This window comes from Paenibacillus koleovorans NBRC 103111 (genome assembly GCF_004000845.1).
Taxonomy (GTDB): Bacteria; Bacillota; Bacilli; order Paenibacillales; family NBRC-103111; genus Paenibacillus_AA; species Paenibacillus_AA koleovorans.
This window is the reverse complement of record NZ_BIMA01000156.1, coordinates 1-12799: the sequence shown is the minus strand read 5'-3', so window position 1 is coordinate 12799 and position 12799 is coordinate 1. Positions and strand designations below refer to the sequence as shown.

The window sequence follows — 12799 nt, the reverse complement described above, 5'->3', positions numbered from 1 at the left end:
ACACCTCTAACACCGCCGCGGCAGCGGCCCCGGCCTCCCCGTAGCTGCCGCCGCGTCCGGCCAGCATCCGGCTCACGATGTCGCCATGCTCGACCAGCGCCTGCTCCCCCGCCGGCGTCAGCCGATACACCCCCCGCTCCACGCGGACGAACCAGCCGTAGTAGTTGTCGCGGAGCAGCAGCTGCGCCTTGGCGTTCTCGGTCAGCTCGCGCAGCCGCTTGGGCGACGAAGGGCCGCTTTCCCGCAGCCAATAGGCGCAATGCAGCGCCTTCTCCCGGTAGGCGGTCACCAGCTTGCGACGCGTGCTTCCGCCTACATTGTAATCGCCCGATCGCTCGCGAAATTCGTACAAGAGCCGCGTCGCCTTGACCTTGCTTTTGCGCGGCGTATAAGGGGCCGGGTCGCATAGCACTTCGACCGCCGGCCGCCGCCGCTTGTAGAAGCGCACCGTCATCAGCCCGAGGCCGAGCATCCGGCACAGCCGCACAAGATCCGACCAGCGCAGCTGATGCGGAGCTCGCCCCGTTGAGGGCATTTCCACCGCCAAATAGACCGTATCCGTCTGCTGCAGCCGATCGATTCCCTGCACGAGCAGCGGCAAATTGAGCGATTTCTTCAGCTCCACGATAACCGGTGGCTCGTCTCCCCGAATCGCGACCAAGTCGCAATGCCGGACCTCGCTTTTCACCTCGTAGCCTAGCGATTCCCAGTATGTTTTGATAGGCGGATACAGTTCGGTTTCGCTCTGAATGGCCATGTCCGTTCTCCTCTTCCCAGCCGGTCTACATAGTGTCACGTTACCTCACAAACCTTGCGTTTATTATAGCACACAAGCAAACTTGAACGGATTTCAAGCAAATTAATGGGCAACTTCAACGCGCTCCATGCATATGGATGTAATACACCCAAACCGATAGAAAGCTTACGCCTCGCCTGCGATGACGGGGGTAATGCCGGGCATCTCTGGGAGCCCATCCCGGCTAAGTTTCGCATACAGCCAGACAAACAGAAGGTGAAGCTCAGATGAGCGCGTTGGCCGTGTACAGATGAGAGGAGGGCACCATGGACATTTTTAAACGGATTTCGGAGCACCGACGGGAGCAAGAGCAGGCCGCTTGGAGCGGATCGTTCGCCGAGTACATCGATATCGTGAAGGAGCATCCGGGCGTAGCCAAGACCGCGCACGCGCGAGTTTACGATATGATTGCTTGGCATGGCATTAGCGAGGAGAATGGCCGTAAAAGATATAAGTTTTTCGATAACGAAATTTTCGGTCTGGACCGGACGATTGAGAAGCTGGTGGAGGAGTACTTCCATTCGGCAGCTCGGCGCCTCGACGTGAAAAAGCGGATCTTGCTGCTGATGGGGCCGGTGAGCGGCGGGAAATCGACGATCGTGACGATGCTGAAGCGCGGCATGGAACGGTACAGCCGGTCGCCGCAAGGCGCCCTGTATGCGATCAAGGGCTGCCCGATGCATGAGGAGCCGCTGCACTTGGTGCCGAACGAGCTGCGCGGCGATATTGAGAGAGAGCTTGGGGTGAAAATCGAAGGCAGCCTCTGTCCTTCGTGCGCCATGCGGTTAAAGACCGATTACGGCAGCCGCATCGAAGATGTGATGATCGAGCGCATTTTCCTCTCGGAGGAAGAACGCGTAGGGATCGGGACCTTCAGTCCGTCCGATCCGAAGTCGCAGGACATCGCCGACCTGACGGGGAGCATCGACTTCTCTACGATTACGGAATTCGGTGCGGAGTCCGATCCGCGGGCGTACCGCTTCGACGGCGAGCTGAACAAGGCGAATCGCGGGCTGATGGAGTTCCAGGAAATGCTGAAGTGCGACGAGAAGTTTTTGTGGAACTTGCTCTCGCTGACCCAGGAGGGCAACTTCAAGGCAGGCCGCTTCGCGCTAATCTCCGCCGACGAGCTGATCGTGGCGCATACGAACGAATCGGAGTACAAATCGTTTATCGCCAACAAGAAAAATGAAGCGCTTCAATCGCGGATGATCGTCATGCAGGTGCCTTACAACCTGAAGGTGTCGGAGGAAGAGAAAATTTACCGCAAGCTCATCCAGCAGAGCGACATGAAGCATATTCACATCGCTCCACACTCGCTCCGCGCGGCGGCCGTATTCTCCGTCATGACGCGGCTCAAGGAATCGAAGAAGCAAGGCATGGATTTGGTCAAAAAGATGCGCCTCTACGACGGCGAAACCGTGGAAGGGTTCAAGGACGCCGATCTGAAGGAGATGCAGAACGAATATATCGAAGAAGGCATGACCGGCATCGATCCGCGCTATGTCATCAACCGGATATCGAGCGCGCTGATCCGTCAAAATCTTGAATTCATCAATGCGCTTGACGTGCTGCGGGCGCTGAAGGACGGCCTCGACCAGCATCCGTCGATCACGAAGGAAGAGCGCGAGCGGTACTTGAACTACATCTCCGTAGCGCGCAAGGAATACGACGAGCTGGCGAAGAAGGAAGTGCAGAAGGCGTTCGTCTACTCCTACGAGGAATCCGCCAAGACGTTGTTCAACAACTATTTGGATAATATCGAGGCGTACTGCAATTGGCAAAAAATTAAGGATGCGCTTACAGGCGAGGAGATGGATCCGGACGAAAGGCTGATGCGCTCGATCGAGGAGCAAATCGGCGTGTCCGAAAATGCCAAGAAGGCGTTCCGCGAAGAGATTCTGATCCGCATGTCGACGTACTCCCGCAAGGGCAAGAAGTTCGAGCACGGCAGCCACGAGCGGCTGCGCGAGGCTATCGAGAAGAAGCTGTTCAGCGACCTGAAGGATATCGTCAAAATCACCACGTCGACGAAAACGCCGGACGAGAACCAGTTGAAGAAAATCAACGAGGTCATCAAGCGGCTGGTCGACGAGCACGGCTACACGACCGGGTCGGCCAACGAGCTGCTGCGGTATGTGGGAAGTTTGTTGAATCGCTGATCGAAGGCAGGTATGTAAAAGCCCGGAAGCATAGCTCCGCAATCTCGCGGCGGAGCCATGCTTCCGGGCTTGATGTGTTGGCGGAGCAAGAGTAGGGCAGGAGCAGGAAACCCATCGGCCGGCTGGATACCAATGAGGGTAAAATCTGGCCTGGTGGGCGGGAGGGGCGGTCGGCGGCGGGCAAATGAGGGTGAAGTTTGGTCTGGATGGCGGGCGGGAGCAGTATTTAGTTGATGACTATTTGACGCTTACCTGGATACCAAAGTAAACAGATAAGGAAGCAAATTTCGCATTTCGGGCATCTGCTGCGGCTGCTGAGTACCAAAGTAAACAGAACGCGAAGCTGGCTTCGCGTTCTGTTTACTTGAGTACTCAGCTTGCAGCTAAAGGGCCGATTGTGCGAAATCTGGTATCCAGATGGGATACTTAGGTACTCAACCGAGCCCGTCGAATAGCGACGACTCGCTGCGGACCGGGAAGGAGACGCCGTCGGCCCAGGCGAGCACGAACTGCTCCTCGCGCATCCGCGGCTCGATCGTCGACGCGTCCCCGAGCGGGCCGAACACGCGCTCGATGGACAAGATCTGCGACTCGTGCGCGAGCAGCGCTGCGCGCTTCAAGGGCCAGCGCGGCGCCACGTCGATCCGCACCGCGGGCAAGTGCCCGGAGGCGAGGAGCGGAGGACTCGCCGCGTAGTAGAGCTTGCGCACGCTCGGGCATTCGCCCGCGTGCACTGCTTCCCGCACCGCGTGGTGAATCGCGGTGTGATCCTTGTGGCCGCTGATGCCGTCCTCCGGGAACGTCACGACGACATCCGCGGCCGTCTCGCGCATGAACTGCGCGGCTTGCGCGCGCAGCCAACCCGGGGCGACGGCGGCGAGCCCGCCGTCCGGATGGCCGAGCCAGCGCACCTCGGCCACCCCCAACACCGCGGCGGCGCGAGCCATCTCTTGCCGCCGAAGCGCGGCCAGCTCCGGCCTCTCCATCGGCTGGAGCCGCCCGCTTTTGCCCGCCTCGCCGTCGGTGGCGAGGAGCAGGACGACGCGGTGGCCTTGCTCCACCGCTTCCCGGATCGCGACGGCCCCCATGAACGTCTCGTCGTCGGGATGAGCGGTAAGGAACGCAAGTGTGTATCGATTGGCAGCAGGCATATAGACGACTCCCTCCTTGAATAACATCTCATTTCATTATAGGTAATACCTATCACACCAAAAGGAACTATATATTAGACATATAAGTAAAGCAAGTATATGATCGAAGCAATTCGAGGAAGTAATTCGTGATTTATCGGTTGCTTTGGAGCTTCGCTATGAATCAGATGTTAAACGCCATTGGCTTATTCATTCTGATTCTAAATCAAAAGCAGCGGAAAGTACAAGGCTAGACGATACTTAAGGGGGTTCGCCAACAATCGCAACCCCAAGGAGGAGAATCCCTATGAGCAGCAGCAACCAACAACCATCCGCCGCCGCGACGTGGAATGCGCAGCTGTACGACGGCCAGCTCGCCTTCGTCGCCGAGTTCGGCAAAGGCGCCGTCGACTGGCTTGGACCGCTGGAGGGCCGGCGCGTGCTCGACCTCGGCTGCGGCACCGGCGACTTGACGGCCGAGCTCGCGGGGAGAGGCGCCGACGTCCACGGCGTCGACGCTTCGGCCGAGATGCTGGAGGCGGCGCGCAGCAAATATCCGCAGCTCCAATTCACCGAAGCCGACGCCCAGGACCTGCGCATCCACCCCGCGCAGTACGACATCGTCTTCTCCAACGCGGCGCTGCATTGGATGAAACGCCCGTCCGACGTCATTAGCGGCGTGTGGGACGCGCTTCGGCCCGGCGGCCGATTCGTCGGCGAGTTCGGGGCCAGAGGCAATGTCGCGCACATTGAAGCCGCCCTCACTCGAGCGCTCCGGCGCCGGGGCATCGACGCGGCCGCGCGCAATCCGTGGTACTTCCCCTCCGCAGGCGAATACGCTGCACGCCTTGAGGCGCAAGGCTTCGTCGTGCGCCGAATCGCCACCTTCGACCGGCCGACGCTGCTGAACGGAGGAGCCCGCGCCATCCGCATATGGGTCGAGATGTTCGGCGAGTCGTTCTTGCAGGATCTGTCGCCCCAAGAGAGAGAGCAGGCGTTCTCCGAGATGGAGATAGAGCTTCGCCCTTCCCTTTATTCCGACACACAAGGCGGGTGGATCGGCGATTATGTGCGGTTGAGGTTCGAAGCGGAGAAACCGAAAGCTTAACAATTTATTATAACAATTAGGACGAAATACCTATTACATTCCGATTATGGATATGCTACTATTGACTCCTAATATAGTTCTAATAGCATATGTAGGCAAACCTGATCGAAAGACAGGGACGCAAAGCCACGGGTCTACAGCGGACATCGCTAAGACAGCCGGGTTGCCCTGGAGCGGATCATTTAGGACGCTGTCTTATGGGCAGCGTTCTTTTTTATGTGCCTGTCTGACCGCTAGGCCTTTTGTCTATCCGGGGGGTGAAAATGTGGATGATATTAAGCAGCTGAAAACCGACTTGCACCGGTTGACGGTCGAATTGATCGGCAATTGCGCCTACTGCTCGTTGATTTCATCGAACCTCGAGTTCAAGACACCCATCTACTGCACCAAGTTCACCGGCCCGTTGCATCCGACATGTGTAGATGTGGCGACATGCCTGGCTTGCCAGGAATATAAGAACGGAATCCGAAGCTAGCCCGACACGAAGGCGGTGAAGTGATTCGGGGATTCCGCTAAGAGCGGGTATGAGCCAGAGTGTTGATCGCTCCGGCTTTTTTGTTTATCTGACCATATGTACTGCAGCGCGATGGATTATTCTTTTCTGCGGGACACTATCGTCAATCTGACCAAGGACTGTTATGCTAGTCTTCAAGAGGGGCGAATGCTGCTCGCAAAGGGGATATCCAAATTTGGCGTCAGCCGCAGAAAACTAATGGAAGAGGGGGTCAAGTGGAAGCCTACTTACGACACGGAAATTGACGACGATCTGTTCGTAATCCAGCTGGTCGACGAGGCGAAAGCGATCAAGGGCATCCTGTACAGCATCGGCTGCCATTCTACTTCGATGAGCTCCGACAACTACTTGATTTCGAACGACTATCCGGGCAAAACGAGCAGCTATCTGGAAGAAACATATCCTGGTACGATGGCCGTGTTCCTGCAAGGCAGCGCCGGAGAGATCAAGCCGCTCAAGTGCGCCGTCGGCGACGATTTTATCAGCTGCACCTTCGAGCAAATGGAGCAAGCGGGCGTCGATCTGGCCAAGGACATTATCCGTGTCCCGTGGTCGGAAGTCCGTACATTTTGCGGAAAATGTCAGCACCTGCCAATTGCGTGTGCGCCTACGGGGAATGCGAATATTCTATCGACGCCACGCTCAAGGTATTGTTCGGCCGGATGCAGGCGACCGGGAAGCTTCCGGTTTCCGTGAACGAGAAGTATCCGTACGGATATGGATTATGAAAAAATACATTTAGAGAAGCTTTTATGGAGGGGGAAGGACCAATGGCTTTGGCTCGTTTTGAAGGAAAAATTGTACTGATTACAGGTGCGGATGGTGGAATCGGCAAAACGACGGCGGAACGATTCTCCGAAGAAGGGGCTGTCATCGCAGCCGCCTCCAACAACGCCGAACGATTGGCCGAGCTGGAGCGGGAGTTTACGGATCGGGGCAGGCCGATTTTGACGCTGACGACGGATGTTTCCGATCCGGGGCAGGTTGCGGAGGCTGTGAGGCGTACGGTTGAATCATTCGGACGAATTGATGTGCTGGTCAACAATGCCGGCATTGCTTGGGAGGAGGATTTCCTGGAGATCACGCCGGAGCATTGGCGCCGCATGCTGGACGTCAACTTGAACGGCATGTTCTTCGTGGCGCAGGAGACGGCCAAGCAGATGGTCCGGCAAGGCGAAGGGGTCATTCTTAACATGGCTTCGACGAACGGTCTCGTAGGGGAGGCGAAATATGCCCATTACAACGCCTCGAAGGGCGGGGTCGTGCTGCTGACCAAGACGATGGCGATCGAGCTGGGGGCTAGCAATATTCGGGTAAACGCGGTTTGCCCGGGCTATATCCAGACGCAGATGTCGGAAGCCATCGATGATCCTGCGTTCGTCGCCGAGTACATCCGGACGAAAATTCCGCTCGGCCGGGTCGGGAAGGCGAAGGATGTCGCAGGGGTATTCGCGTTCCTGGCGTCAGAGGATGCGGCATTCATTACAGGGGAAACGATTGTCGTCGACGGCGGGCAGCTTACTTTCTGATGGGCCGGCCGTTTGGGACTGGAGATAGGCATGGAGATTGGAATGGAAGTACGAATGGAAGTACGAATGGAAATCGGCAGATGGAGGAAGGAATGGAAGCTATGAATGCTGGCAAGGGTGGCATGGAGAACTTGGATACACCGTACGTGTTGATCGATCTGGAAAAAGTGGAGCGCAACATTAACCGGCTGCAGCGCATTGCGGAGCGCAACGGAGTTGGCGTCCGGCCCCACTCGAAGACGCATAAGCTGCCCGAGATCGCTCGGATGCAGCTCGGAGCGGGCGCCATCGGGCAGACCGCGGCGAAGCTCGGGGAGGCGGAAGCGATGGCCGATGCGGGCGTGCGCGACATCCTCGTCGCGTACCCGATCGTAGGGGTGCAGAAGCTGCAGCGGCTCGTTCAACTGGCGCAGCGGGCCGAGGTGACCGTGGCGGTAGACAGCCTCGCCGTTGCCGCAGGCATCTCCCGTGCGGCGTCCGAGGTGGCGGGACTGACGATCGGGCTCGCGATCGAGATCGACTGCGGCTTCCGCCGGGTCGGTGTGGCGTCGATCGAAGCCGCAGTCGAATTGGGGGAGCGAATTCGACCGTTGCCCGGCGTGCGCCTGCGAGGCATTACGACGTTCGCGGGCCATTCTTACGACGCCCGGGCCGAGGAGATTCGGAGGGTGGCCGAGCACGAAGGACGCATGGCCGTTGAGGCGGCCGAGGCGCTGCGGCGGATCGGCTTTGCGATCGACATCGTCAGCGCAGGCTCCACGCCTTCGTCGCCATACACGGCGGAGGTGGCGGGCATCACCGAGGTGCGGCCCGGCGCGTACGTGTTCGGCGACCTGATGCAGGTGGAGATCGGCGCTCACCGGCTGGACGATTGCGCGCTGTCCGTGCTGTGCACGGTCGTCAGCCGGCCCGAGCCGCATCGCGCCGTCATCGACGCCGGGACGAAGGTGCTCACCTCGGACGGCGGCGACTCGCCGATCGGTACCGGCCGCGGCTACGTGATCGGGCATCCGGGCATCGAGGTGGCGTGGCTGACGGAGGAGCACGGCATGCTCACGCTGCCGCCCGAGGAGCAAGGCCTCGCGGTGGGCGACATGATCGCCGTCATCCCCGTCCATGCCTGCGGCGTCATCAACACGGTTGATGAGGTGGCCGCAATTCGGGACGGCGAGGTCGAGGCGATCTGGAAGGTCACGGCGCGAGGCAAGTCCCGCTAAGCGAGAGCGGCACCGGTCGTTTGTCTTCACGGCAGCAGGGCCCCCGGTGCTCCGTGCCTGCGAGCCTTGCACTGCCCAAACGAAACCCGTCCGAACTTCGGACGGGTTTTCCTATCTCCGTAACGTCGAACACCAACTATTCTCCGTCATCCGTCCTCGCTCGCTCTACCAAGTAGATCAACTATTACCCTACTTCGCTCGATGTCAGCCATGTTCCTCTCCAAGTAGACCATTAGTTACCCTACATTCCCCGCCATCGCCCATCGCCCACTCCCGACTATTCCTCATCCCCGTCGTGCGCCGCTCCCCCACCAAGTAACCATTTTTTGCACCAACTCAGTCCGAATGCGGCTGCAGGTGCAGAAGTTAGTCCATTATTGCACCATCTCGGCTTGTATGCGGCGGCTGGAGCTCCTGGCCCAAATAAAAACCGCCCGGACAAGCTTCCGGACGGTTCTAGCTTACAGCGGGTACCCCAGCTGCTGGGAGATGAGAAGAGCTTTCCGCCGGAGGGCTGCGCTGACATCCAGGACCTTGTGGATCGGCAGCTCGTTGCGCAAGGCGGTTACACTGAGCGCGGCGACGGCTTTGCCGGTGTCGTCGAATACCGGCGCCGCTACGCACCGGATGCCCAGCTCGCCTTCTTCATCCTCGAACGCGTATTGCTGCTCTCGCACCGACTGGAGCAGCTCCCGAAACGCTTCCTCCGAAGTAATCGTGTTCGGCGTGAACGACTCGAACGTACAAGATTCCAACACAGCGCTCAACTGCTCCTCCGACATGTACGCCGCTAGCACCTTGCCCCCCGCCGAAATATAAAGGGGCCACGACTGGCCTACAACCGTAGAAAATTGCACAAAGCCCGGACCGCTAACTTTTTCGATATACATTGCTTTGTCGTGCTCCAGCTTGGCCAGGTGTACCGTGAAGCGCAGCTCCTCGGCCAAAGCCTCCATATACGGACGCGCGAGCTCCCGTACATTAAGCTTGGACAGCACCGCCATGCCAAGATTGTATACCTTCAACGTCAAGCTATATTTGTCTCCTTCCAGCTTCGCTACATATTGCAAGTCCTCGAGTGTGTTCAAAATCATAAAAATACTCGATTTGGGCAATCCGCAAAGCGCGTACAGATCGGTGATGCCGAGGGGATGTTTGGATTGGGAGAGCGATTCTATAATGACGATCGCTTTCTCCAACGCAGGAACCGAATACCGATTTTTTTTCAACCTTCATTCCCCTTTTCGATATATCGAATCTACATTTGATAACTCTTATTTAATCACACCTCCAAATAGGTTGCAAATAATGCAAAACCGACCGAAAACATAACAGAAACAAGGTAATATTTTTGTATAACAAAAATATTTTTGATATAATGAAAATCGAAGCATGAACTAATGATCTCTGTACTACAAAAGGAGGAGAAAGTACCTATGAGAAAAGCTGTCACCACCGACACCGCTTCGAAAGGGGACGGCCCGTATTCCCAAGCCATCATCTCCAATGGGTTCGTCTACGTATCCGGTCAAGGTCCGCTTACACCTGGGACGAATCAGATCGTTGGAAGCGAGGTCAAGGAGCAAGCGGCTGTCACCCTTCAAAATATCAAGTTGATCCTGGAAGCCGCCGGTTGTTCGATGGACGATGTGGTCAAGGTGAATGTGTACTTGGCCAGCATGAAGGATTTTGCAGCCTTCAATGAAGTATATGTGCAATATTTCTCGGCGCCGATGCCCGCCCGTTCTTGCGTAGGAGCGGAGCTGGACGACATTCTGGTAGAGATCGACGCGATTGCGGAAATTCCGACGAACGGAAACTAGAGGGGAGCCTGACAACAATGGCGATGCATGGAAATATACCGGTAATACCTACACCTTTTTTGCAAGGGAAGATTGAATACGCGGGTTTTGACCGGCTCATCGAAAGAACGGCGGATTATTTGGAAGGTTACGTCGTTTGCGGCAGCACCGGCGAGGCCCCTGCGCTCACGGCTCAGGAAAGAAAGGATATCATTCGCTACGTAGCGGGACGCACGCCGAAGGATAAGCACATCGTAGTCGGTCTGGGCCACACTTGCCTGGAAGAAGCGGTAGAGATCGGTCTTACCGCAGCCGAGCACGGCGTCAAAGCGGCGCTAGTCCCAAGCCCATACTATTTTCCGAATTCGCTGGATATGGTCATCGATTATATCGGCCAAGTAGCCGAGCGGACCGGTCTGGACATCGTGTTCTACGACAATCCGGTTACAACCGCCACCCGTTTCACGACGCAGGATCTGTTGACTTTGGCCCAAGCGGTGCCAGGCATTACGGGGATCAAGATGACCGACCACAGCTTCAGCAAAATCCGCGAGCTCAAGCGGAAATCCGAGCTGGTCGTGTATGGGGGAGACGATATCATCTGCTACCGCGCGTTCGTGGCAGGAGTAGACGGGAACATGATCATTGCCCCGATCATCCATCCGGAAGCGTTCCGGGATTGCTGGCGCGCTTTCCGTGAAGGCAATAGGGAGCTCAGCTTTCATATTTACAGCGAGAAGCTGCTGCCGTTCATCAGCATGTTCGGTCCCGGCGATGAAATTCCGACCACGAAGGCGCTGTTCCGTCACCTCGGCATCTTCTCCAGTGCGGAAACGCGGAGCCCGCTGCTCGCCTCGGACAATGTCAGAGTAGAAGAAGTGCTGCTCGGCTACAAGCAAATAACGAAGGGGTTGCCCGTTTGAAAGCGTTAATCTACGAAGGACCCAAACAGATGAATTTGCGTGAGGCGGATATACCGGTTCCGGCGGAGGACGAGGTGCTGATCAAAGTCCGTTATTCCGGTATTTGCGGCTCCGAGCTAAGCGGCTACTTGGGCCATAACTCCTTGCGGAAGCCGCCTCTCATCTTCGGGCATGAATTTTCCGGCACGATTGTACAGCTGGGAGATCGGGTGGCGGTGGAGTTTCCGGCTCTCCTAGAGGGGGCACGTGTAACGGCGAATCCGCTCATCACATGCGGCAAATGTCCGGATTGCTTGCGAGGCAAGCAGCAGATTTGTGCCCATCGTCAGCTGATCAGCGCGGCGCTCCCCGGGAGCAATGCGGAATATGTGAAGCTGCCTGCCCGTTCGGTTGTCCCCCTCGACGATCGCCTTACGTTCGAGCAAGGTGCCTTTATCGAGCCGCTGGCTTGCGGGGTACGAGTGGCGGAGGTCGCGGAGGTCAAACCGGGTCAGCGCGTGCTGATCGTCGGCATGGGTCCGATCGGGTTGTTCTCGCTGCAGGCGATCCAGGCGTTCGGCGTAAAAGAAATCTATGTAACCGACCGCAACTTGAGCCGGCTGGAAATGGCTGCGGAGCTTGGGGCGATCCCGCTCAACCCGAACGAAGTGAATGTGAAGGAGGAAATCCTTCGCGCGACTGGCGGTGCGGGAGTCGAGGTAGCGGTTGATGCGGTGGGAGCCGGTGCAACCCGTTTGCTCGCCATCGATTGCGCGCGGAACGGCGGCAAAGTCATTTTCACCGGCCTTCATGAAGCGGACTCGGAGCTGCCTGTGAACCAGATGATCCGAAAAGAGATATCCTGTTCGGGCGCTTTTGCCTACTCGGCAGCGAATTTCCAAACCGCAGCGCAATGGATGGCGAACGGATGGATCCGGATGGATGAGGACTGGGTCGTGAAGGCGCCGTTCCAAACGGCGCAAGTGTGGTACGAGAAGCTCTTATCGGATCCGGGCAAAGTAGCGAAGGTGCTGCTGCATCCTTAACGGATGTCGGCCAACTGGAGAAGCCGGAACGGCAGCTCATGTGATACCCCCGTATATGGCCTCAGCCGGGCAACCCGCCGTCGGCATGCTGCTGGACGAGAACGCAGCGGCTGGGGCCGACGCCTCCACGGACGCGGACCCTATCCTGGATGCGCTGCCGATCGGCGAGCTCATAGGTTAGGCCGGACAAAGCCCGTCAGATCTCCAGGGAGATCAGGCGGGCTTTGTTGTGCGATGGTCACGAGGGGCGGGCAAAAAATAAGGTGAGGGCAAAGAGGGCAAATCGCTACTTCGCCATTTCGCCATTTCGCCAATGCTTCCGCGCCAAAATAACGTTATGCCCGCCGTGCATACCAAGTAAACCCAAAGTTACCCTGCAATGCCTGCGATTTCCCCCGTGCCTAACAAGTAGACCTAAAGTTACCCTGCAATGCCTGCGATTGTCCGCCATACCACCAATGACCCCCAAATTTACCTATACAGAACAGATTCAATTGCCCGCCGTCCCCACCAAGTAGAGCAAATTTTCACCGATTCACCCCGCCGTCCACTTCAGCTGGAAGCTATGGTGCCGCATTAGCGGCATGGAAGCT

The 12799-nt window shown here is 57.5% G+C and carries 13 protein-coding genes and 1 riboswitch; of the genes, 10 read left to right on the top strand and 3 right to left on the bottom strand.

The annotated features are described in order from the left end of the window. A partial coding sequence (locus PKO02S_RS29525; RefSeq protein WP_127588605.1) for a DUF2161 domain-containing phosphodiesterase occupies nt 1-757 on the bottom strand: 757 nt, incomplete at its 3' end. A 305-nt stretch (nt 758-1062) separates the two neighbouring features. Here PKO02S_RS29525 and prkA point away from each other — a divergent pair. Beyond that, nucleotides 1063-2958, top strand: a complete 1896-nt coding sequence (gene prkA / locus PKO02S_RS29520) for a PrkA family serine protein kinase (protein WP_127588604.1) — start codon at nt 1063-1065, stop codon at nt 2956-2958. A 434-nt stretch (nt 2959-3392) separates the two neighbouring features. On the opposite strand, the gene PKO02S_RS29515 is transcribed toward prkA, so the two are convergent. Further along, entirely contained in the window at nt 3393-4109 is a 717-nt protein-coding gene (locus tag PKO02S_RS29515) for a PIG-L deacetylase family protein (protein WP_127588603.1), read from the bottom strand. Between the two features lie 286 nt (nt 4110-4395). Between PKO02S_RS29515 and PKO02S_RS29510 the strand changes: the two genes are divergently transcribed. The 5 genes from PKO02S_RS29510 to PKO02S_RS29490 all read left to right on the top strand — a co-directional run bounded on the left by PKO02S_RS29510 (nt 4396) and on the right by PKO02S_RS29490 (nt 8456). Next, nucleotides 4396-5196: a class I SAM-dependent methyltransferase gene (locus PKO02S_RS29510; RefSeq protein WP_127588602.1), complete on the top strand. Its 801-nt coding sequence runs from the start codon at nt 4396-4398 to the stop codon at nt 5194-5196. Between the two features lie 84 nt (nt 5197-5280). Further along, a riboswitch (cyclic di-GMP riboswitch) is annotated at nt 5281-5367 on the top strand. A 94-nt stretch (nt 5368-5461) separates the two neighbouring features. Continuing rightward, a complete protein-coding gene (locus PKO02S_RS29505; protein WP_127588601.1) occupies nt 5462-5671 on the top strand; it encodes a hypothetical protein in 210 nt (69 codons plus the stop codon). A 186-nt stretch (nt 5672-5857) separates the two neighbouring features. Continuing rightward, nucleotides 5858-6406: a hypothetical protein gene (locus PKO02S_RS29500; protein ID WP_127588600.1), complete on the top strand. Its 549-nt coding sequence runs from the start codon at nt 5858-5860 to the stop codon at nt 6404-6406. Nucleotides 6407-6480: 74 nt separating this feature from the next. Beyond that, entirely contained in the window at nt 6481-7239 is a 759-nt protein-coding gene (locus PKO02S_RS29495) for an SDR family NAD(P)-dependent oxidoreductase (RefSeq protein WP_164821758.1), read from the top strand. Beyond that, complete coding sequence (locus tag PKO02S_RS29490; RefSeq protein WP_127588598.1) at nt 7239-8456, top strand: alanine racemase; 1218 nt, start codon at nt 7239-7241, stop codon at nt 8454-8456. Before PKO02S_RS29495 ends, PKO02S_RS29490 begins: the two co-directional genes overlap by 1 nt. A 461-nt stretch (nt 8457-8917) precedes the next feature. On the opposite strand, the gene PKO02S_RS29485 is transcribed toward PKO02S_RS29490, so the two are convergent. Next, nucleotides 8918-9685: an IclR family transcriptional regulator gene (locus tag PKO02S_RS29485; RefSeq protein ID WP_127588597.1), complete on the bottom strand. Its 768-nt coding sequence runs from the start codon at nt 9683-9685 to the stop codon at nt 8918-8920. A 207-nt stretch (nt 9686-9892) separates the two neighbouring features. Between PKO02S_RS29485 and PKO02S_RS29480 the strand changes: the two genes are divergently transcribed. Genes PKO02S_RS29480 through PKO02S_RS33720 form a run of 4 tightly spaced genes read left to right on the top strand, consistent with a single transcriptional unit; the run spans nt 9893 to nt 12387 of the window. Further along, a complete protein-coding gene (locus tag PKO02S_RS29480; RefSeq protein ID WP_127588596.1) occupies nt 9893-10279 on the top strand; it encodes a Rid family detoxifying hydrolase in 387 nt (128 codons plus the stop codon). Between the two features lie 17 nt (nt 10280-10296). After that, nucleotides 10297-11181 (top strand): dihydrodipicolinate synthase family protein, encoded by an 885-nt coding sequence (locus tag PKO02S_RS29475; RefSeq protein ID WP_127588595.1) that lies wholly within the window; start codon nt 10297-10299, stop codon nt 11179-11181. Further along, complete coding sequence (locus PKO02S_RS29470; RefSeq protein ID WP_127588594.1) at nt 11178-12206, top strand: zinc-binding dehydrogenase; 1029 nt, start codon at nt 11178-11180, stop codon at nt 12204-12206. Before PKO02S_RS29475 ends, PKO02S_RS29470 begins: the two co-directional genes overlap by 4 nt. Nucleotides 12207-12261: 55 nt before the next feature. After that, nucleotides 12262-12387, top strand: coding sequence for a hypothetical protein (locus tag PKO02S_RS33720; protein ID WP_281280477.1), 126 nt, complete (start codon nt 12262-12264; stop codon nt 12385-12387). The last annotated feature ends 412 nt before the right edge of the window (nt 12388-12799 follow it).